Here is a 20,994-nt window from a genome sequence, read left to right on the forward strand (position 1 = left end):
GCACTGGTATTCGCTATCGCCTTCCCGTATCTGGGATGGCTGGTCTGGGCCATGGGACGACCTGCTCATCGACCGCCCGCCACGTCCGATGCGGCACTGTCCGCCGCCGATGAATGGCCCATCTGATGACCGCCGCCAGGCAGGGAGCCGACACTGTGGCCGACGAGGACACCCGTGTAACCGAACTCGATCGGGTCACGGCCACCTGGTATGTGCGCGACGGCGTGATCCATGTTCTGCGAATACGCAGCGGCGACGTCGACACCGTCCTGCCCAACACTCCCACGCTGGGCCACTGTTTCAACCTGATGCCACGCCCCCTCTGGGAGCGGGTCCGCTACGAGTACGAACAGACCCGTTCGCGCGGGGGTCGATGAAATCATCCGGCTTTCCCATTCTCGACACCCTCCCACGCTGGTAAAGGGTTTCGCCTTCAGGAGCCAATCATGTTGCATATCACTTCAACTGAGCACGGCCAAGCGTGCTGGCAGATAGTCAATAACCGCCTGTGGATGGAATCGTTCACCGACCATCACAGCCAAGCCATGGCATACCGGCTGCGGATGGATGGCACCGAAATAGATATCCCCAACGCCCTGCCAGGAGTGGTGTATTTCGGGGAAGCCGACCAGCGTCCGGAGTTGCCGTTCGTGGAGGAGCGGTTTCCGAACCATCGTGCTCTGTGGGTCGCTGTCGAAGCCGCGTACTGGGATGTCGTTGAACCGCTCGACCATTCGCGACTGGACAATCTTGATCAACCTGCCCTGGACTACACGACCGGCGAATGGAATGCCGCCGAAATCCGTGAATCAGCCTGCGGGACAAGGTGGTCGGCGTGACCCGCCCTGCCGCGTCCGCGTCGGATAACCGAACGCCGGGTGCATGGTGAGTCCCGCGCCGAACCTTGACACGTCCCAGCCGAACGCGGCGCGGATCTGGAACTATCTGCTGGGCGGCAAAGACAACTATGAGGTCGACCAGGAAGTCGCCCACCGTGTCCTGAGGATCGCCCCGGACGCGCGGACGGTGGTGTGGTGGACCCGCCAATTCCTGCTCCGAGCCGCCCGCAGGGCAGCCGAGGCGGGGGTGGATCAGTTCCTCGACCTTGGCGCGGGTATCCCGTTCTCGCCCGACGTGCACGAAGCGATCCATCGAGTCGATCCTTCGGCGCGGATCGTGGCCGTGGACTACGACCCGATCGTGGAACTCCATTGCGACGCGATGTGGTGCCATGTCCCCGGTATGGCCGTGCTGCGGGCCGATATCCGTGAGCCCGCCGCCCTGCTCGACCAGCTGCGTGAGTACGTGCTGATCGATTTCACCCGGCCTGTCGCGGTCCTGATGGGCGCGGTACTCGACCAGGTGAGCGACGCCGAGAACCCCGCCCAGATCATCGCCGAACTACGCGAAAACGTTATCGCGGGAAGCCATTTCGTACTCACCCATCTCTGCGATGACAGCGACCCGGACCTGATGAACCAAACCAGCACCGACACCGCCGACACCCCGGCGCAGCTCTTCTACCGATCTGCCGACACGATCGCCGGATGGTTGACCGGGCTCGACCTGATCGAACCCGGTATCGCCCCGGTTCAGGACTGGCTCGATGACGCGCTCCCGCCCACTCGACTCGCTGTGATCGGTGGCATCGGTCTCACACCGAGCCCGGCACCCACGCCGCAGCAGCCGCGACGGCGCCTGCGGCACTCGGAGGAGGGGACCTATGCCCGGTATTGAGTTCGAGCGCGGGCCGTGGATCGCCACCGCGCACCTGCGTCCCCCATGGAACGCATGGGAATCTCGTGACCGTCGCGAATGGTTAGACACCTCGTCCGCGACACCTGAAGAACGACAAAAGCGCCCGACTCGTCTTGCGAGTCGGGCGCTTTTGGTGCTTCGGGGAACGCACTTTCATGCCGATGTTCGTGCGTCGCTTGCAGCGACGACCAATATCTATTACTTCCGATCGTGCGCAGGTCGAGGTGGCCGTCAGCGAGTGGAGACCGATGCGTGGGTCACCAGTCTCGGGTAGCGATCAGTTCCTCCGCGTCCGCGTCAGTGAATCCGTAGGCCGAGGCGACGAACCGGAATTCCTCACCGATCTCCTCCCGCGCCGTCGTCTCGAGCTCACTCCCGGCCGCTTCGAACTCGGCCTCCAAGACGTTGAACTCCTCAGTCGTCGCCCAGGTGAGCGCGTACAGGGCCGTCAGGTCCGAGGGTTTCTCGACCTCGATCCGCTCGCATAGGCGCAGCAGGATCGCCGCGCCTTTGTCGAGAACGTGGTCAGGGAAGTACGGGTCCCGGTACAGGGGCTGCAAGAACCTATGGTGGGCAACCTGTTGGTTCGTGATCGGCACAACGCTCCATCCGCGAGAACTGATGTCGGTGAGGACTTTTGTAACGATCATGCAGGGCCGAGCGCCCACACGCGAGGTCTGCGTAGAGCCAATGCCGAAAGCTGGCCGGTATCAAGCAGATTTTGTCGAGCAGGAGGGTGTCCCGCACTGCCTCGGCTTGCTCTTCACACTTGATCTTTCGAACGCGCTCTCTCGCGGCATACACCCCGCCCGGAACCGGCCGCGCCGCAGCGCGTCCAACTCGTCATTCTGAAGGGTAGGTGCCACGAACGCGACGCCGAGTGGAGCGTGCGAGTTCGGCTGCGGGCCGCATCGGCGGCTTGTTAGCGTTGGGGGCGTGGATATCCGTTGCCCACGCTGCGGGATGCAGGATCAGGCGATGAGTGTTCCGGCGGTAGTAGAGCGAGGGACCACACGGGGCTACGCGAGCACACCGGCACGGTACGGTCTCACCAGCCAGTACCGGGTCGACCAGACCGACCTGGCGCGAACACTGGATTTACCGGAGCGACGGCCGCGGGCGATGGTCGGACTCGGAATCGCTCTATTGATTCTTGCCGGCCTCGTGCACTACGCCTTCTTTCAGAGCCAAACCTCGGCCGACACATCCCCCACGACGCTCGTCACCGCAGTGGCTGTTCCGCTGATCATCACGTGGCTGCCGTGGGGACTCGGCTTTCTGGCGTGGCGTGCGGGACGACGTGCGCAAGCCCGGTACGACCAGGCGCAGGCATGGTGGGCGGCGCTGTATTACTGCGCCCGGGACCATGTGGTGTATTTCCCGGGCGAACCCGAGGTGTACAACCCCACCCAGGCCGCGGCCGTCGCTAAAGCTCGCATGCCAAGTCAGTCACCCTGACCGGGTGGGTTCTGTCGGGGCGACAGGGTTCAACCTGGACCTCCGCCCCAAAATCACGGTCTTGCTGGGTCCCAGCGCCACTCGGAACGGCTCGAAAATGCTTGCGAGGAGCGCAAATAGGTCTGGTTCTGTGCGCCGGAGAGCCCTCCGAGTTCTGGCCCCGTTTCAACCAAGACTCCCGGACGTGGGAGCGGATGAGGGTCACCGGTCCATCGTTGAACCACCCACCGAACGCCTGTCTATGCCGCTCGGCGCGCACTGCCGAGCCGGATCAGCGGTCGACCACGCTGTCAGCCAACATCGTCTTCTGCCGCTGTCCGCGCCGAGCGAATCGGCCAGCGCGGGACCTCAAAAGATTTACGGGGCGGCATCTGAGGACGAACGCTCGATATCGCCGAGCGCGGCACGTTCCGTCGCTCATGACTTACTTGGCCCGGCTTCAGACATTCGGTTAGATGGCGGCATGGAATCTTCTGATACGCCCAATCCCCAAGCGGTTCCATTCGACGGACAAGCCCCGTCGTATCAGGCTGGCCAGGTGGTTTCGTACAACGGATCAACCTGCGTCACAAACAAGACAAACCCGCAGGGTTATCCGGGCGAATCGCCCGACTACACACCGTTGCGCGCAACGAACCCGCATGGAATTGAAGGGGTCGGATGGCGCGTTCTCTGAGGGTTTCGGATCTGTAGTGAGCTGTTGCACCCGCTGATCTGCAGGCTGGTTCTGCAACGGTTCTTCGGGGGTGTTAGCTCTGTGGCTCCTTGTTGGTCAACCAGGCGATCGGCACGACAAACCGGGCACATCGCGGCAGATGCGGAGGTTCGAAGCAATCTGCGGATTGCGTACCTGAGCGAGTGGCGTGCTGGGATGCTTACGATGCCAAGAAGATTCGCTTGCAGAACGTTCAATGGCAGACAGCCCAGGCCAAGTCAAGGAGCTGTCTTCTGTTGCTAGCAGAAGGAGAATCTCGTGTCCGAGTCCACGCCGTCCATCGCCCAGGCTGTCGCGCAACTGGCAGACGACAGCCGGTTACCTCAGGTGCAGTCTTGGATCAGCACGGAGGCCAATGAACCGCTCACTGCCACCGAGGTCGTGACCATCCTCGGTGAGGACAAACTTGCTGATATCGCCGATCAGACTGGGACGGACAGCCAGATAATCGCGGACTATGTGGCGGTCCAATTGCCAGTGTTGATCGACCAGATCACGCCGGGCGGGCAGCCCACCAGCGACCCTCAAATCCTCGACCAGGCTTATAGCGATTTCGAAGGTAACGCCCCGTTCACGGTGCCCACCGCCCGTATTGGGATGGCTCCTGTACGGCCTGCGGAATTCATCGTCCTTCAGTTCACGCAGGAGGTGGGTCAAGGATAGGGCCGGGTCCGGTTGTTCGAGTGCCGCGATCAACCTGTCGTCCCGATTGTTACGTGCAGTTCGTAGTGATCGGTTGTGTCGTTGGGGCCAGAGCATGCCGGAGTAACGGTGGATAGGCGATTGAACACAAGTTGTGCCCTGTGACCAGGTTGCGGTGTCTGCCTATACAAGTACGAATCAGGTGCGCTGTAATCGGCTATCTACAGCGAGTTCGGACGACTTCGCGATGCCCCCTGGAGGGCGGAGGACCCCGGTCGTCCGTTCTCGGCATCGACCGTCGGCTAACCGAAAGTTCTCGACCGACCGTGTGGGACGTCAGATCCGTGCACCACACCTGTTGCCATCCGCTACCGTCGCCGCCGAAGCCGCTGAGCAGCACGAACTTCCACGAGAGCCGCGCTCAAGTCTCGAGCACCCCCAGAGAAGTGGCGTCCAACTGCGCATGACCGAACATCCGTACTCAGATGACGACTGGACTCCGCTGTTCGAGGGATACACCGCCGAAGGCTTGCTGAGCCAGTGTCAACGCTGGCAAGAGTGGATCGACGGGACGTACTTCACCAGTACCCGACCGCTCGTTTGCGAGGCTGAGGACTGGAGCCCCCGCGCAGCGCCTTCGGGCCACACGATGTCGACGGGGGCGCTCTTTGCGCTTGCTAGCTGGCGTCGGTCACGTCGCCTCAAACGCGGTCGTCCATATCGGGCGGCGGCGGGGTGTACTGCTCACCTTCGGCCAGGGACTCCAGCACGTCCAGGATTCGGCCGAGCACGACGGCGGAGGGTTCACCGCGCTCGAATGCGACGCTGTCCAGCTCGAGGATGCGGTGCACCGCGGCGACATCATCGAGGGGTTGACCGAGAAACCGTGCGAGTTCTTCGTCGGTGACCGGTCGTGCGGCGTCGTTGATGGCATCGACCATCGCGAGCACCAGCTGTTGCTGGGCGGGAGTCATCAGCTCGTCGTCTTCCATCGGTCCACCTCCGCCAGCGATCACGGTATCGGGCGCCGGACGTGGCGGATTTGGATATCGGTGCGCAGGCCGCGCCAGCTCGGGTGCCGCAGCGCGCCGACGAATTCGCGGTACTCCACCGCGCCGACCAGTTCCGCTGCCACCCACCGCGCCCCAGCGGTGCGGGCTTGCGGTGGCGGCAGGTCGAACGGGTGGTCCGGCCGGGAGATCGCGTCGAGGCGTTCACGCAGTGCACGCCGGGCCGCCATGGTGAAACCGGTGCCGACGTGCCCGACGTAGACCAGCTGCTCGGCGTCGTTGTAGGCACCGAGCACTAGCGAGCCGAGCGAGCCGCGGTCACCGGTGCTGCTCGGCATCCATCCGGCCACGATCACGTCGGTGGTCTGGCGTAGGGGCGATTTGATCCACAACCGGGATCGGCGGCCGGGCTGATAGGTGGAGTCCAGGCGCTTGCTGACGATTCCTTGTGCACAGCCGGTCATTGACCGAATGATCGTGGCTGATGACGACTGGTGTGTGGCGGGTGCAATTCATCCGCGAGGAGTTGCCGGCGGCCCGAACCGATCTGCCGTTCGCGGTCGACGTGGCCGGGTGGACGGACTGGGTTGAGTCTGCGGGTCTCGAGGTGGGGACTCCGATTCTGGTGTCGCCGTTGTTCGAGTACGACGTGGCGCTGAACGGATTCTTCGGTTCGCCGGGGATGCGGTCGGCCGCGGTGGCGACCCAGCACGGGTACGCCCGTGATTTGGCTGCGTTCTTCACCTTTCTGTGGCAGTCGCGTGGCCGGCGTTCGTGGCGTGATGCAGGTGTCGGCGACCATCTGGCGTATTCGGCGTGGCGGCGGCGTGACGCTGCTGGCCCGAAAGTGGCTGGCAGGACGTGGGATCGGGAAGTCGCGGCCGTGGACCGTTTCTATCGGTGGGCAGTCGGCAAGCAGCTCGTACAGACCAGCCCCATTCCGCAGACCAGCCGCCGCCACGGTGTCGGTGATCAGCTGCGCCGCCAGACGATGGACGAGCAGCGTCCCGCGACCTACGCCCACGACTCCGCCGCGGAACACATCGAATGGCTGCCACCGGGCTCCTACCGCAGGTGGCGAGATACCGGTGTGCGCGGGTTCAGCGCGGAGGGGTTGCCCCGCACCAGGTTTCGTGGGCGGTGGGCTGCACGGAATACGGCGTTCTGCGACTTGATGGTGCGGACCGGGCTGCGGTTGTCCGAGCAGGCATCGCTGACGACGTTGGATCTGCCGAGCGCCGAGACCTTGGGTGGCGGGTATCGCAAGTTCTGGCTGCCCGCGGCGATCGCGAAAGGCGGATCGGCGCGCTGGATCTATGTTCCGAGGTCGGTGCACGCCGATCTGGACGCGGTGGCGCGTTGGGACCGTAGCGAGGTGGTCGCGGCCGCGGTGGAGCAGGGACGTTATCGGCGGTGGCGGAGGCCGTGGGTCCTCGAGGATCCCGAGCGCGCGCTGGCTCGCCGGGTCGGGGGCAGTGAGCTGGTGAAAGTCAGTCATTTGCGTCTCGCGGAGCGGCGGCTGTTGCTGGTGGATGGCCCGGACGGTCTCGTCCCGGCGATGTTCTGGCTGGGTGAGCGGGGTGAGCCGCTGTCGGTGTCGGCGTGGAAGGAGATGTTCTGCCAAGCGAACTGGCGGTGCGCCGCGGTGGGTGTGGAGTTGCGCGCGCACGCGCATCTGCTGCGGCACACCTTCGCGGTGGTGACGCTCGAGCAATTGCAGCGTGGGCACCTGGCACAGTTGGCGCAGTGGTCGGGTGAGCAGCGCGAGCACTACACCCGGATCTTCGGTGACCCGCTCGATTGGGTCCGGCGCCGGCTGGGCCACCGCAGTGTGGTGACCACCCAGATCTACCTGCACGCTCTCGCGGAGTTGGAGATGGAGACTCGCATGGCATTGGTCCCCGACGACTGGGAACCACCCGACCTGACCGTCGAGGAGACCCCGGAACCGCAGGGGTTCGCGCGGTGAGCGAGTCGAAGGACTCCGGGCGCGGTAGCACGCGGCCGGGCATGCGTGCGCCGATGCCGGAGGGCTACTACGAGCCACCCGCGCCGGTTGTCGTCACCGCGGCGGGGCAGGTGGTCGTGCAGTTCCACGGTGAGGACGGGCGGCATCGCAGCTTCAACTTCGCCGAGTGCGCGTTGCCCGGCTGGCACGCCGACGTGGCGGTGGCGCTGGCTCAGCGGATCGGCCCAGCAGGAGGGCTGCGTACCTCGTCCTCGGTGCTGGCGGCGTGGCTTCCGCTGAAGTTGTTTCTTCGATCGCTGGCACAGTGGCCGGATCCGCCCGAGGTGCCCGAACAGCTTCGCGTCGAGCATGTTTCACGATTCATCGATGAACGATGCAGCCAGGACGAGCCGATCTATGGCCGTCGCCAGGTAGTCCAGCTCGCACAGTTGCTGCGAGTGCCGCCGCTGGGTGAGCGGATCGACACCGCGGTACACGAGAAGTTGGTGTTGCGGGTGCCCGCGGTGCGCGGGCGAACCCAGCAGGGCTACTCCGACGCAGAACTACACCGGCTCCTCGCGGCCGCCAGGACCGATGTGTCACGACTTCGTACTCGCCTGCACGATGGCGGCACCCGGCTCGAACAGGCCGATGCCGGCGACGTCGACGCGGACCAGGATCTGCGCGCCGTCGCCTCCGGTCAATCTTTGCGCTACGACTGGCAAACCAAAGCCGCTGCCGCGCAACTATTTCCATTACGCGATGACCTGCCCGCGATGATGGTACTGCTGGTGGCGGTCACCGGGCGAAACATCGAGACCATCAAGGAACTGCCCGCCGAGCACCGGATCCTGGACAACCGCGCCGTGGAGGTGCGCCTGACCAAACGCCGCCGCGGTCAAGGGCGTTGGACCGAAACGGTGACCTGGGAGATCGGACGCCCCGGCCAAGATCTGCGCCAACCCGGCGGGCTGTATCTGCTGCTGCACGAGCTGATGGCGCGCAGTCGCGCTCTGGCGCACGATCCCCGCTGGTTCTGGTCCTATTGGCGTTCGAGCAACGCCGAACGTCACGGAAGCCCGTTCCGGGCCGCACTGACCGCGGGCATCGATGTCGCGGGCTGGTCGCGACGCCGACAGCTGACCTATGACGACGGCACACCGCTGAGTGTGCATTTCGGTCGCTTGCGGATCAGTATCGAGGTCCGGCGCACCCAGCGCATGGGCGGGCATCTGCCCTCGGCGGCGCGTAGCAACACCGCGCCGGTGCTGTTCCGCGACTACCTCCGCGCAGATCCCACCATGATCGACTGGGCACAGCGGGTGACCAGCTCTGCTCTGGTCGACGCCGAAGCCGCCGCGCTCGACGCGCACCAGCGACAGCTCGACGCCCACGGCGGCGAAGTCGTCCGCGACCGCGGTACCGGCGACCACGCGGCCGAGGGTGGGGTTTGGTCGGACTGCCGCGACCCGGCAAGCCATCCGGCGACGGGAAAGAGTTGCCGGGCAACATTTCTGGACTGCTTTCACTGCGGTAACGCCATCGTCACCCCCGAGCATCTTCCCCGTCTGCTCGCCCTGCTCGAGGCCCTGGACTCGCGCCGGGCCGTGGTGAGCGAGGCGCAGTGGTGGGCACGCTACGGGCCCGCGTGGGCAGCGATCCGTCACGACATCCTGGCCAAATTCAGCGTCACCGAGCTCGATCACGCGCGCCGCCAGCCCGGCGTCGATGCTCTACTCGATCTGGTGGAGGCACCGTGGGAACACCCCTGACCCGGCCCCCGGCCCCGCAGCCGGCCCGCGGCGGGCCGTTCGTGCTCACCGGGCGAGCGCTGGCGCCGGGCTGGGAGCTCGAGTCGACCTCCCGCTACGACGACCCGGTCTGGGTGCTGACCCCGGCGCTGCTGCAACAGCAGATGCGTTCGGCCTGCTTGGATTTCACCACCGTGGCACCGGCGTTGGTGGCGGTGGTCAAACAGTTGTGCTTCGCGATGCTCGCCGGTGAGCTACCGCCGGACGAGGTGCGCCCCAAGATCATGTCGGTGCGCCGGTTGTTCTGCGAGTTCAAGCGGTTCAGCCACTGGGTCGCCGAGCACACCGACGCTCCGGCGCTGTCCGCGTTGAGCATCGATGATCTCGACGCCTACGCTCGCCATCTGACCACGGTGCTGGCCAGCGAGGCGGCCCGTGAGGTCGCCCAGAGCGCGGTGCGGCTGTTCTGGCGCTACCGCACGGTGTTGCCGGGCGATCGCCTCAGCGTGGACCCGCTGGCGGCCGAAGGCTGGGGCAAAAGCACCCGGCGAGCCAGGGGCGAGAACACCACACCGCGTATCCCAGAGCAGGTCATGGGACCGCTGCTGGTGTGGTGCCTGCGGATCATCGACATCTTCGGCCCCGATATCCTCGCCGCCCAAACCCGGTGGCGATCCGAACCTTCCCGGCCGCGACACCGCACAGGCAGCGGGGACCGCGTCCTCGCTGCGGAGCGGATCGATCGCCTCAACCGGCTGCTGGCCACCCACCTGGCCACCTCGACCCCGTTGCCCGGACACTACGGCACCGTCAATCGCCGCGCGATACTCGCCGCGATCGGCGTCCCCGGCTCGAGGATCACCGAACAGGAACACAACGCCATCGCCGCGACCGCGGACACGGTAGGGCTGTGCGCGGAAACCGACATCGGCACCGAGATCACCGGGCGGCACGACGGCCGCCCGTGGGTACCGTTCATCGGGCGCGACGTCGGTGCCGGTGGCCTGCTCGAGCTCGGCCCGCTGCTTCAGGGGGCCTGCTACATCACGATCGCCTACCTGTCGGGCATGCGCGACAGCGAACTCAAGCACCTGCGCCGCGGCGCCGTGCGGACCTGGCTCGATGGCCGCGACCAGCCCTACCGATGGACGGTCACCAGCCGAGCCTTCAAAGGCGAAGCCGACCCCGCCGGAGCCGAGGCGAGCTGGATCATCGGAGCACCCGCCGCCCGCGCGATCACCGCACTCGAGCACCTCCAGCACCCCGAGACCGACCAACTCTTCGCCAACCTCAGCTACCGCAAGAAGTCGGCCAGAGACGTGATGGCGTTGATGACAACGAACATTCTCATCAACGCCGTCATCAGCTGGGTCAACACCTACTGCACCGAGCACGGCCGCACCGACACCATCCCCGACATCAGCGGCACCCGCTGGAAACTGACCACCCGGCAATTCCGGCGCACCCTGGCCTGGCACATCGCCCGACGCCCCGGCGGATCCATCGCCGGCGCCATCCAATACCGCCACCTCAGCATCCAGATGTTCGAGGGCTACGCGGGCACCAGCGAGTCCGGCTTCCGCGCCGAAGTCGAGGCCGAACAAGCCCTCGCCCGCGGCGAGGTCCTGCTCAATTTGGCCACCGACCACGTCCACGAACTGCGCGGGCCCGCCGCAGACGAAGCCGCGGCACGGCTGCGCGAGTTCGCGACCCGGACAGGGTTTCAAGGAACCGTGGTGAACGACCCCCGCCGCCTCGCGCGCATTCTGGCCCGCAACGACCCGCACATCCATCCGGGTACCTACGTCACCTGCGTGTTCAACCCCGACAAAGCGTTGTGCCAGCCACGCACCGACCGAACAGGTCAGCTGCGCCCGACCGCGGCCAACTGCCAGCCGCTCGAATGCCACAACGTCGCCCTCACCGACGCCAACACCGGCGCCCTCACCCAGCAACGCGACGCCATCGACACCGAACTGGCGGCGCGCCCAGCCCTCCCGCCGCTGCTCGAGACCCGGCTGCGACAACGCCACCGAGCCATCACCGCGCTCATCGACACCGACAGAAGCCGTTGATGGTCAACACTGCGATCCCGACCGAAGAATTCGTGCGCACCCAACTCGACCAGATGCGGCAACGAACCGGCCGCACACCCAGCATCCTGGCACTGGCATCGCGTCTCGGACTGTCCAACACCACATTCCGCCGCCACTTCCCGGCCCTGTGCGCCGAGCTCCGCACCCGCGACCGCCCGAGCGATCCGATCCCCGGAGTCGACGCCTACGACCGTGTGCGTGCCGAGAACCAGAAGCTGACCACCCGCAACCGAGACCTCGCCTCCGACCTCGAACTCGCCATCACCCAGATCCAACGACTCACCCTCGACAATGACCGGCTCACCCGCCAGCTACACGCCACACGAACGATCACCGACCTGTCCAGCCGACGCCCGAACCCACCACACCTACACGGCCCCGCACCGACCGGCCCGTGACGTAGAGCCACCCCGCGATGCCCAACGACAGAACCCCAGGAATCGACGACTGGTCGCATACTGTTTGGTCTACTTTCAGTCCAGCGACGAAAGGCCAGACCGATGCTCTCCGAAGCCGACGCCACCGCAGGGTGGACGCTGCGGGTGCATCCACGCGAAGGCACGAGCCTGGTCCGCACGATGTACCGGCGCCAACTCAGCGTGTGGGAAGACGGAAACCTGTACCAGTTCAACGTCGATACCGAAACCACAACACTGAAATGGGGACGGCGCGCCACCATCGCGGCGGCGAAACTCGCCGCGGAGAAGGCGGCCCGGCCCGCCCCCGTGACCGACTAACCAGCAATCCTCGGGAGCACTGTGGCCAGCCTCGACCGGCTGGCCACCACCGCCGATGAACATCCGGTATTGCCGTTGCGACACGATGTCACACGATGCGAGTGAACTCGCAGATAGGAGGGCCGAACTTGGTTTCGGCTGTGTGAGTTTCGGGTGCGTGCTCGGTGCCCGGCCCCGCTCTGACGTGCGTTGCTGGTAACGGCCGGGTGCGAAGCTCAGAGGAACGCCGAAGGGTCCTCGATCCATCCGAGGACCACGGGCCAGGGGCAGGCCGGACGGGTGAATCGCGTGAACCTTCGTTGATGTCTCGTAATGCGGACCCTGCTCGATGGATAGCGGTTGGCAGGGGGCAGGGACCAGCCGTTGCAAGGCGGCAGGCGCCGGTCGAGGACGGCACTCGACCGGGAGAGCACCGCCGTCCCCGGGATATAGAAGGCACCCACCCCGGCCGAATCTCGCGCGTGTGGAACGTGGTAACCCCGACGGGGTCCGGGCATCGAAAGTTCGAGTCCGGTAGGCCGACTATGAGGAAAGCTGAACTCCCCGAGCGGGATTGGGATGGGCCGAGAAGCCAATGCCGGTGGCCGAAAGGCAACGGGAAACCACTACGGGTAGTCACTGGCCCCTCCGCTGGTGCGTGGTGGATAACCGGCCGGATACCGGACCATGTGTCCGGACTCGAAAGGGTGCTGACGCGGGCCAGGTGAGCCTGTGAAGGAAAGATGACCAAGACAATCGAACCGATGGACAAGTTGGACACCGCCGTGGCGCGAGCCGCGACGGTGAACGGACCTGAGGACAATGAATTCGATTGGGCCGCACTGGATTGGCGGACAGTCGAGGACAACGTAGAGCGTCTGCGGCAGCGGATCTTCACGGCGACGCAAGCGGGGGACCTCAAACGGGTCCGCAGCCTGCAGAAGCTGATGTTGCGCTCACGCGCCAACACGCTGATCAGCGTGCGGCGAGTGAGCGAGGTCAATGCCGGCCGCAAGACCCCGGGCATCGACGGGCAGGTCATCTCGACCGGCCCGGAGAAGGCGGAGCTGACGCGGTGGATTCACCGTCACGCTCGGCCGTGGACGGCTCGGCCGGTCAAGCGGGTGTATATCCCCAAGGCAGGCGGCAAACAACGCCCGCTGGGTATTCCGGTGATCGTGGACCGGGTCCTGCAAGCGCGGGTACTCAACGCGCTGGAACCGGAGTGGGAGGCCCGATTCGAGGCGAGGTCCTATGGATTTCGGCCGGGTCGTGGCTGCCACGACGCAATCGGGGCCATCTTCCAGGTGGCCAAGGGTGCTAACCCGGCCCGCCAGTGGGTGCTCGACGCCGACCTGCGGGCGGCGTTCGACCGCATCGATCATGACCGCCTGCTCGATGAGCTCGGCGGATTCCCCGCCCGCCAGCGCATCCGGCGCTGGTTGAAAGCGGGTGTGATCGAGAACGGGCAGTTCACCGCGACCGAGGCGGGAACGCCGCAAGGTGGAGTGATCAGCCCGCTGTTGTTGAACGTGGCCTTGCACGGGATGGAAACCGCCGCCGCGGTGCGATACGACCGCATCGGCCCCAAAGTCGCTGCGGTGCACCGTAATTCTCCGGTACTGATCAGATACGCCGACGACCTGGTCGCCCTCTGCCACTCCAGGCAGCAGGCCGAGAAGATCAAAGCCCGGCTCGCCGCGTGGCTGGCGCTGAGGGGACTGGCTTTCAACGAGGACAAAACACGCATCACCCACCTCGACGAGGGCTTCGACTTTCTCGGATTCAACATCCGCCGCTATCGCGGCACGCTGCTGATCAAACCGAGTAAAGCGGCGCTGAGGCGGATCCGGGAACGGCTGCGCACCGAAATAGGGTCCCTGTGGGGATCCAATGCGGCCGCAGTGATTTCACGGCTCAACCCCATCATCCGGGGCTGGGCCGCCTACTACCGGGGTGTGGTATCCAGCGAAGAATTCAACGACCTGGATCACTACCTGTGGAAGCTCACCTACAAGTGGGCCAAACACACTCATCCGAACAAGCCGACACGGTGGATCGTTCGCCGCTACTTCGGCGCGTTCAACACTTCCCGGCGAGACCGGTGGGTATTTGGCGACCGCGTCAGCGGTGCTTACCTGCTCAAGTTCGCCTGGACCAGGATTATCCGGCACCAGATGGTCGCGGGCACCGCATCAATCGATGATCCCGCCCTCACCGACTACTGGAAAATCCGGCGGCGCAATGGAATACGTCTGCCCATCGATGCCACCCGGCTGCGGCTACTCCAAGCCCAGCACGGCCGCTGCCCACGATGCGGTGAACTACTCCTACACGCCGAGCACCCGCCACAAACCGCCACTGAATGGGAACAGTGGCTGGCGGCCACCCGCAAGGCAATCACCAAGAACGCCATCACCTTACGGGAACGGGCACCGGATCAATCCGAACTCCGTCTCATCCACACACGCTGCCACCCCCGGCAGCCCGGCACACCATCATCAGCCCGCCATGGGCTTGCTTGAGCCGGATGCATAGAAATCGTGCACGTCCGGTTCTGAGGGGGGCCGGGCGTAGTAATGCGCCCGGCCTACCCGGCATGTGCGCGCTTGTTCGGCGGTACCCGAGCATCGCTCACTGCGGGTGGTGTCAGCGCAGGACGGTCCGTGGCTGGTCACCTTCGGCGTGGAGTTGCCACAGTTCCTGGGCCACCGTGTCCGGTTCGTGCCGGGCGCCGATGGGCCCGTTGAACGTGACTTACGCGGCGTGTACACCCTGGTCGGCGAGCCTGTCGTGGAACATGCGCCGGCTCCGCATTGCTAGTGCCCGACTTGGTCGGTCAGGGAAAGTCCTTCCTTGGCCTTGATGTTCGAGGATGAGCCAGCCCGAACCGCTCAGTAGGGAGACTACGCACACGATTGCGCCGATCGTCGCCCATCCACGGAAGCCGGACCCGGCCGCGGTGAGCGTCGCACCAAGCGCAGCGATACCCACTACCCACAACAGGATGCCAGGAATGTTGTAACCGTCTTGTATTCCTTCCCCAGCGTGGCTTCTCGTGGTCCGTGTCGCATCGGAAGAAAAGCCGCCGGACTCGAGGTCGCGCGATGCCGTGTCTTGTCGTATATCGCGTCGAAGTTAGCCATCAGGTTGCTACTCCGTATCTACATCCCCCTGTCGCGCTTTCCCCACCTCCGATCGAGCAAACCCGACCCGCCGATCGGCCCAGGGGTGATGCTGCATACAGTCAGAGCCCGCCCTGCTACGCCGGATCAGCCGCTGGAGAGCACTACCCTGAGCTTCGTAGAAGCCGAGGGTTTGCCTGTGTCCCACCTCGGCCACATTGTCACGACTGAGTTCATATGCCCACGGCGGGAATGACAAAACTGAGGAGCGATCGTTTACTTCGTCGACGACGACTCGAGGAGATCCAGGCCGCGCTGCGTCCATCGGGCAGGCAAAAGGCATACCGGCTGTCGGCCCTGTTCACCAGCGGGGACCGTTAATCGGACTCATCTCTCACCAGCTGTTAGCTGCGCTGGCAGCGCGGTTCGACAGGGTCGCCACCTATGCCCGAGTCAAGCGCGACGTAGTCGCCGCCTTAAAGGCAGCGCAGGGCGCGACCTCGCCGCCCACAGCCTCGGCGCGATCGGCGAGGCGGTTGGAAGCACCCGGTCCACGATCACCGGGCCACGCCGCTCGATGATCGCCCCGGCGTAGCAACCACCACCATCGCCGCATCGTGAGAGAGTTCGCCACCGGCCAGCCGCTCACCCAGTACCGACGCTTTCAGATCCTGGGGAACTCTCGCCGACAACCAGATAGATCTCCGGCTCCGGGTCGCATCCATGCTGCTACTGATCTACGGTCAGCCGCTCCCGCAGTCTGGCCAGGAGGACCGCACCGTCGCGGTCCTTTCGGCTATTGCCGAGTGTGTTGGTCAATCGGTGCGGGCCCCGATGGTGAGCGTGACCTGCTGACGCTCGGCGCCGCGGAGAAAGACCAGCGGCTGCTGTGATCCTGGCTCGAGGCGGCGCAGCACGCTGAGCAGGTCTTCCACGGTTCGCACGGGCTTGCCTGCGAATTCGATGATGACGTCGCCCGGGCGTAGCCCGGCCGCGGCGGCGGGCGCGCCCGGGTCCACGCCGACGACGAGGGCCCCGTCTTCGGCGGGCACGCCGAGCATCTCCTGGATCTGCGGGGTGATGCGTCCGGCGGACACGCCCAGATAGGGATGTGTCGCCGCACCTTTGGTGAGCAGTTGGTCCACGACATCGAGCACGGTGGCCGATGGGATGGCGAACCCCAATGACACGGCCCCGACGCTGGGCGGAATATAAGCCTCGTTGATGCCGACGACGCGGCCGTGCACGTCGAGTAGTGCACCGCCGGAATTCCCGGGTGAGATGGGCGCGTCGGTTTGGATCAGGTCCACCAAGGCAGGGGCTTGCTGGGCCGCGCCTGGAACACTGCGTTGGATGCCCGAGACGACACCGGCACTGACGGAGTTCTGGAAACCCAATGGACTACCGATCGCGAGCGCGATCTCGCCCGGCTCAGGCAAGCCGCTCCGAAACTCCGGTATCGGCAAGTTCTTTCGTTCTGTGCGCACCACAGCGAGGTCGGTCATCCGATCGGCGGCCAGGACAACCCCTGGTAAGCGATCGCCGTTCTCCAAGGTGATCGTGACGGTCGATGCGTCCCCGACGACGTGGGCGTTCGTCACGATCACGTCGGAGCGAATCACCACACCGCTGCCGACCCCGCCCGGATGCTCCACGGTGACGACGCTCGGACCGACCCGGTCGACCAGCTCGACGTAACCAGTAGACACCGGTGGGCCGGCCAGGGTCGGCGCCGGAGCCGCCGTCTGCGTGTTGTCGCCCTGCCGGTCCGGTTGATCCGCGCAGCCGGCAACGACAACAATTGCCGCGACGGCCGCGATCGTGCCTCTGCGCTTCATAGGCACGACTTACCCGTCGCAAGTCTCGGTAAGCGGCATCGGCACATCGGAATCACCTGGTGGACAGCGGGTTGCGGCCGCGCTGGGTGGCTGGAGCCGCCGGTGCAGAACTTCATCCGCGACGTGGTGGTTTACCCGTGCGGTTGGGGGGAAGGCGGTCAGCACCCGACAATGGAAGGAGTTTCCCATGAACCTGCCCACCCTCCGCGGTTCTCGAGCTCCGGAGCGATCGGACCCGTTTCGGGAATTCGAAGATCTTTACACTCAGCTCGGCCGGTGGATGGACGATATGTTCAGCCGCACAACCGATATCACGGGCGGTTGGTCGCCACTGGCCGATCTGTCCGAGACCGAGGACGCCTATCTGGTCGAGATAGACCTGCCGGGTGTCCGCCGCGAAGACGTCGATATCGACCTGTCCGGCCAAGATTTGACCATCCAAGGTGAGGTCAAGCAGACCGAACACCAAGGGGTCTTCCGCCGCCGCACCCGCCGCACCGGCCAGTTCACCTATCGGCTGACGCTGCCACAGAACGTCGATGCGGAGAAGGTCGAGGCCTCCCTCGCCAACGGGGTACTCACCGTGCGCGTACCCAAGAGTGAGGCCGCCAAGCCACGCCGGATCGAGATCAAGAGCAACTGAACCTGCGGTCGCGGCTTCGGAACCCTTGTGCCAAAAGCAGTTTCACGATGCCGCGACCGATCGGTGATGTCCGGATCGGCAGGGCTGGACATGAACAGCGCAAGACTTCATCGGCCGAACAATCACGCCGGCCGCATAAGCCTACTCATCGCAGCGTTGATTCTCGCGGTGGCGTGCGGTGCCGGGCAGATCGCGCAGACCGCCCAACACCGAAGCTCCATCAACGGCACCAACGCCGACGCCGGACATATCGCCTTACGCAACGTCTATCTGTCCGCAGAACCAGTCGCCGAAGCACCGACACCGCGATACGCGAACGTGACACTGTCCTTCACCGCGGTCAACACCAGCATCCGCATCACGGACCGGCTGGTATCGATAACTTCCGACGCCGCAACGACAGTCACCATCAACGCCGACCCCGCCGCATTGCACCTACCACCCGGAACCGCGATCGCCGCGACCCAGCCGATCGAACAACCCGACAACACACCCGCACCGGACGAGCCGTTCACCGTCCACGTACACCTGGCCGCCGACGCTGTACGGCCTGCAGTGCCAGTGCCGTTCACCTTTGTGTTCGAAAAGGCGGGGCCCGCGACTTTCGTTGTTCCCTTTGATATTTCGACACCGCGGCAATCTTCACCCATACGGTAACCTTGCAGGCTGTTGGCCGTCTAGTTTCCTTCCGCCATCGCCGGTGCGGTATTCCCGCCGTTATGGCTCTAATCGAAGGCGGCATCGATCTCCGCGCTCGTCAGCGGCCGCGACACTCCTCGAACAGATCGAGGCGATCGACGGCGGCGAGCCGTGTGCGAGCATGAGGCGGCGAAATTAGCTGCGGGGCATGGCATCCGATTGCCTCCATGGGGCGGCTGGCGTGACTCTTACGCCTGGGTTCACGGGGGGTGCGATTGTTCAGCGGCGAGAGGTACTTACACGGCAGTGTGTGGATGACGATGCCGGTTCAGGTCGTTGCAGATGACAAAGTACTGGCCACCGTGAGGCGCGGAAAAGGTGAGCGCGATCATGTCCCCCGTTGTAGGTCTGCAGAGGGACACTCGAAGCGACGTCGACTACACCAGCTGCGACACACCCATCCCCCCGTCGCCACGGCGAAGGGGGGATGGCTTGGGCGGAGGGGGAGTTGCCGCTGCGGCCCGCAGTCGAGGCTTCAAGCCGTGTGGGCGGTCCGCAGCAGTTCCTGTGCCCGTGGCGCGTGGTCGGGGCTGACTGCCACCTCGTACCGTTCGGCGATGAGCTGGCTCGCCGAGATGAAGTCGCGGCGGCCGCCGGTGAGGGCGTAGGACACAATGCCGAACAGTGCTCCAGCGACCGCGCCGCACACCACGCCCCAGATGATGATGGCCAACCACGACACGGTGCTGGTGGCGAACAGCGACAGCAGCAGTCCGATCAGCAGGCCGATCCATGCACCGGTCGCGGCGCCGTAACCGGTTGCGCGCCAATGATCGAGCCGCCCGAGCACATGTTCCACGCTACGCAGACCGACTCCGACGATCGTGGTGTGCTCTACCGGGAAATTCTGGTCGGACAGATGGTCGACGGCGCGCTCGGCCTGCTCGTAATGATCGTAGGTGGCCACCGGAACTCGGGACCGTAACTCGGCGGTCTTGTTGAGCTTCATTACTGTTTCCTTTCTTTCTGGGGGCCGACGATGGACAGGAATTGCCAGGCCCGGGTGGCGGCTTGCAGATTGAACCGAATGTTGACGTCACGTAGGTCGTATCCGGTGAGTTCACGGATCCGGCCGAGCCGGTAGCGCAGGGTGCTTCGGTGGATGTGCAGGACGGCCGCGGACTCGTCGTAGTTGCCGCCGCATTCCAGGTACTGGCTCAGGGTGTAGACCAGATCGGTGTGGCGGGCCTGGTCGTAATCGAGCAGCACACCGAGCTCCTCACGGAGAAACGCCGCGGCGGTCCCGTCGGCGCGGGCGGCGTCGACGAGTCGATAGAAGCCGAGTTCGTCGAAGGCATTGGCGCCATCCGGGATTCGGGATCGCAGTCGGATGTTCAGCGCCCGGCGGGCCTCGTCGAAACCGCGAGCGAGGTCGCCGGCTTGCTCGCAAGCGCCGCTGATGCCGATCGCTACCGGTCCGAGGGCCGCACGCATGACGCGGTGCAATTCTTCGGGGTCGGGCCGGCGATCGGTGACGAAGACGACCATGCCCGCGTAACGGCCCTGCAGGTAATGCAGGCCGAGGTCGGCGGCGGCGCGACCGGCGGCCGCATTGTCGGAATTGTGTACGAGAACGAGATGATGCGGGCCGCGCAGGTCATATCCGAGCGCCTGCGCGCGGGCGTAGGCGCTGTCGTTGTCGTTGTCGGTGCCGGAGATCAGGTCGTCGACGAGTTCGCGCCGTAACCGCAGCTCGATCTCGGCCACGTTGCGCTGGTGGGAAAGTTCCAGTGCCAGCACGGTACTGCCGTAACTCAGGGCGAACATCTGATCCTCGGCGATCCGGTGCTCCGGATCGACCAGGGCGAGTGTGCCGAGGATTTCGCTGCGCGGCTTAACCAGCACGATCACCCGCTCACGCACCCGCAAGGGCGCATTGTGGGTGGCGAGCCGGTGTAGCAACTGTTCGCGCCGCAGCGGCGGATCCTTGGGATACGAGTCCGGCCTGCCCGGCCCGGACCAGGCCCGCAGATTGCCGAACGGATCCTCGACTACCACCGGCAGCCCGGTCAGCTGGCCGAGCGCGTCGGCAATGGCCTGCTCACCGGTCCCGTAGGCGGCGGCTCCGGCGAGCACCTCGTGCACGCGGGTCTGCTGTCGCAGTCGATGCACCGTGGCCGCGAGTTGCTCGTTCATCGCGGTGAGTTCGGCGAGCGAGGTCGGCTCGGCGCGCTTCGGGGATTCATCGAGGTGCGGACGCGAGTGGTTCATGGCGAGGCAGGCGATCAGTGGGTGTGGTGTCGTCAATCGTCTACCCGCAGCCGATCAACCCATGCGGTTGCGTCACACGAAATTCCGGTGCACATAGCACCAGCACCAGTCCTCCCCCGCGACCAGCGTGCGCACGATGGGATGGCCGGACTCGGTAGCGTGGGCCCGCGCGTGCCGCATCGGCGAGGAGTCACAGCAGCCGACGTGCCCGCAGGTCAAGCACAACCGCAACTGCAACCACGGCGTCCCGAGCCGCAGGCATTCCTCACAACCCCGCGGACTGCGCGGCGTCACCGCACGAATCGCGCTCACGTGCGGATCGAGGTGCGGGGACGCCGTGCCGTTGCCGCCTAGCGAGGGCCCGTAGGGGCCGCCCATAACCGA

20 protein-coding genes are annotated in these 20,994 nt (G+C 65.3%); 13 read left to right on the forward strand and 7 right to left on the reverse strand.

Features of this window, described 5'->3' with window-relative positions:
• Positions 1-155 precede the first annotated feature (155 nt).
• From ACFK0J_RS16795 to ACFK0J_RS16805, 3 genes are all read left to right on the forward strand, one after another.
• Positions 156-377, forward strand: a complete 222-nt coding sequence (locus ACFK0J_RS16795) for a hypothetical protein (protein ID WP_378741258.1) — start codon at positions 156-158, stop codon at positions 375-377.
• A gap of 69 nt (positions 378-446) precedes the next feature.
• A complete protein-coding gene (locus ACFK0J_RS16800; protein ID WP_378741260.1) occupies positions 447-839 on the forward strand; it encodes a hypothetical protein in 393 nt (130 codons plus the stop codon).
• Between the two features lie 43 nt (positions 840-882).
• Entirely contained in the window at positions 883-1,737 is an 855-nt protein-coding gene (locus ACFK0J_RS16805) for an SAM-dependent methyltransferase (RefSeq protein WP_378741262.1), read from the forward strand.
• A gap of 278 nt (positions 1,738-2,015) precedes the next feature.
• On the opposite strand, the gene ACFK0J_RS16810 is transcribed toward ACFK0J_RS16805, so the two are convergent.
• Entirely contained in the window at positions 2,016-2,408 is a 393-nt protein-coding gene (locus ACFK0J_RS16810) for a DUF5713 family protein (protein WP_378742871.1), read from the reverse strand.
• Between the two features lie 328 nt (positions 2,409-2,736).
• Here ACFK0J_RS16810 and ACFK0J_RS16815 point away from each other — a divergent pair, with 328 nt between their 5' ends.
• Positions 2,737-3,216 carry a hypothetical protein gene (locus tag ACFK0J_RS16815; RefSeq protein ID WP_378741265.1) on the forward strand — a complete coding sequence of 160 codons (480 nt, stop codon included), beginning with the start codon at positions 2,737-2,739 and terminating at the stop codon, positions 3,214-3,216.
• A gap of 973 nt (positions 3,217-4,189) precedes the next feature.
• Positions 4,190-4,594 (forward strand): YidB family protein, encoded by a 405-nt coding sequence (locus ACFK0J_RS16820; RefSeq protein WP_378741268.1) that lies wholly within the window; start codon positions 4,190-4,192, stop codon positions 4,592-4,594.
• A 680-nt stretch (positions 4,595-5,274) separates the two neighbouring features.
• On the opposite strand, the gene ACFK0J_RS16825 is transcribed toward ACFK0J_RS16820, so the two are convergent.
• Together ACFK0J_RS16825 and ACFK0J_RS16830 are read right to left on the reverse strand one after the other, a co-directional pair.
• Positions 5,275-5,565: a hypothetical protein gene (locus tag ACFK0J_RS16825; protein WP_378741270.1), complete on the reverse strand. Its 291-nt coding sequence runs from the start codon at positions 5,563-5,565 to the stop codon at positions 5,275-5,277.
• A gap of 20 nt (positions 5,566-5,585) precedes the next feature.
• Positions 5,586-6,047, reverse strand: coding sequence for a hypothetical protein (locus ACFK0J_RS16830; RefSeq protein ID WP_378741273.1), 462 nt, complete (start codon positions 6,045-6,047; stop codon positions 5,586-5,588).
• Positions 6,048-6,067: 20 nt separating this feature from the next.
• Between ACFK0J_RS16830 and ACFK0J_RS16835 the strand changes: the two genes are divergently transcribed.
• From ACFK0J_RS16835 to ltrA, 6 genes are all read left to right on the forward strand, one after another.
• Positions 6,068-7,552 (forward strand): tyrosine-type recombinase/integrase, encoded by a 1,485-nt coding sequence (locus ACFK0J_RS16835; RefSeq protein WP_378741275.1) that lies wholly within the window; start codon positions 6,068-6,070, stop codon positions 7,550-7,552.
• Entirely contained in the window at positions 7,549-9,303 is a 1,755-nt protein-coding gene (locus tag ACFK0J_RS16840) for a hypothetical protein (RefSeq protein WP_378741277.1), read from the forward strand. Before ACFK0J_RS16835 ends, ACFK0J_RS16840 begins: the two co-directional genes overlap by 4 nt.
• Complete coding sequence (locus ACFK0J_RS16845; protein WP_378741279.1) at positions 9,288-11,357, forward strand: hypothetical protein; 2,070 nt, start codon at positions 9,288-9,290, stop codon at positions 11,355-11,357. The genes ACFK0J_RS16840 and ACFK0J_RS16845 overlap by 16 nt, the downstream gene beginning before the upstream one ends.
• A complete protein-coding gene (locus ACFK0J_RS16850; RefSeq protein WP_378741281.1) occupies positions 11,357-11,776 on the forward strand; it encodes a hypothetical protein in 420 nt (139 codons plus the stop codon). The genes ACFK0J_RS16845 and ACFK0J_RS16850 overlap by 1 nt, the downstream gene beginning before the upstream one ends.
• A 102-nt stretch (positions 11,777-11,878) precedes the next feature.
• Entirely contained in the window at positions 11,879-12,115 is a 237-nt protein-coding gene (locus ACFK0J_RS16855) for a hypothetical protein (protein ID WP_378741283.1), read from the forward strand.
• Positions 12,116-12,837: 722 nt separating this feature from the next.
• Positions 12,838-14,619, forward strand: coding sequence for a group II intron reverse transcriptase/maturase (ltrA, locus tag ACFK0J_RS16860; RefSeq protein ID WP_378741285.1), 1,782 nt, complete (start codon positions 12,838-12,840; stop codon positions 14,617-14,619).
• 1,415 nt (positions 14,620-16,034) lie between these two features.
• Here ltrA and ACFK0J_RS16865 read toward each other — a convergent pair.
• On the reverse strand, positions 16,035-17,057 hold the full coding sequence (locus tag ACFK0J_RS16865) for a S1C family serine protease (RefSeq protein WP_378741287.1): 1,023 nt from the start codon (positions 17,055-17,057) through the stop codon (positions 16,035-16,037).
• A 289-nt stretch (positions 17,058-17,346) separates the two neighbouring features.
• Here ACFK0J_RS16865 and ACFK0J_RS16870 point away from each other — a divergent pair, with 289 nt between their 5' ends.
• Both ACFK0J_RS16870 and ACFK0J_RS16875 read left to right on the forward strand, forming a co-directional pair.
• The gene (locus ACFK0J_RS16870; protein ID WP_378741289.1) at positions 17,347-17,700 is read left to right on the forward strand and encodes an Hsp20/alpha crystallin family protein; all 354 of its coding nucleotides are present in this window, start codon (positions 17,347-17,349) and stop codon (positions 17,698-17,700) included.
• A gap of 90 nt (positions 17,701-17,790) precedes the next feature.
• Complete coding sequence (locus ACFK0J_RS16875) at positions 17,791-18,357, forward strand: hypothetical protein (RefSeq protein ID WP_378741291.1); 567 nt, start codon at positions 17,791-17,793, stop codon at positions 18,355-18,357.
• 517 nt (positions 18,358-18,874) lie between these two features.
• Here ACFK0J_RS16875 and ACFK0J_RS16880 read toward each other — a convergent pair.
• From ACFK0J_RS16880 to ACFK0J_RS16890, 3 genes are all read right to left on the reverse strand, one after another.
• On the reverse strand, positions 18,875-19,348 hold the full coding sequence (locus ACFK0J_RS16880; RefSeq protein ID WP_378741293.1) for a general stress protein: 474 nt from the start codon (positions 19,346-19,348) through the stop codon (positions 18,875-18,877).
• On the reverse strand, positions 19,348-20,610 hold the full coding sequence (locus tag ACFK0J_RS16885) for a PucR family transcriptional regulator (RefSeq protein WP_378741295.1): 1,263 nt from the start codon (positions 20,608-20,610) through the stop codon (positions 19,348-19,350). The genes ACFK0J_RS16880 and ACFK0J_RS16885 overlap by 1 nt, the downstream gene beginning before the upstream one ends.
• A gap of 72 nt (positions 20,611-20,682) precedes the next feature.
• A complete protein-coding gene (locus ACFK0J_RS16890; protein WP_378730793.1) occupies positions 20,683-20,988 on the reverse strand; it encodes a UBP-type zinc finger domain-containing protein in 306 nt (101 codons plus the stop codon).
• Positions 20,989-20,994 lie beyond the last annotated feature (6 nt).

Origin of the sequence: Nocardia brasiliensis, assembly GCF_042691675.1 — a bacterium.
GTDB lineage: Bacteria > Actinomycetota > Actinomycetes > Mycobacteriales > Mycobacteriaceae > Nocardia > Nocardia brasiliensis_D.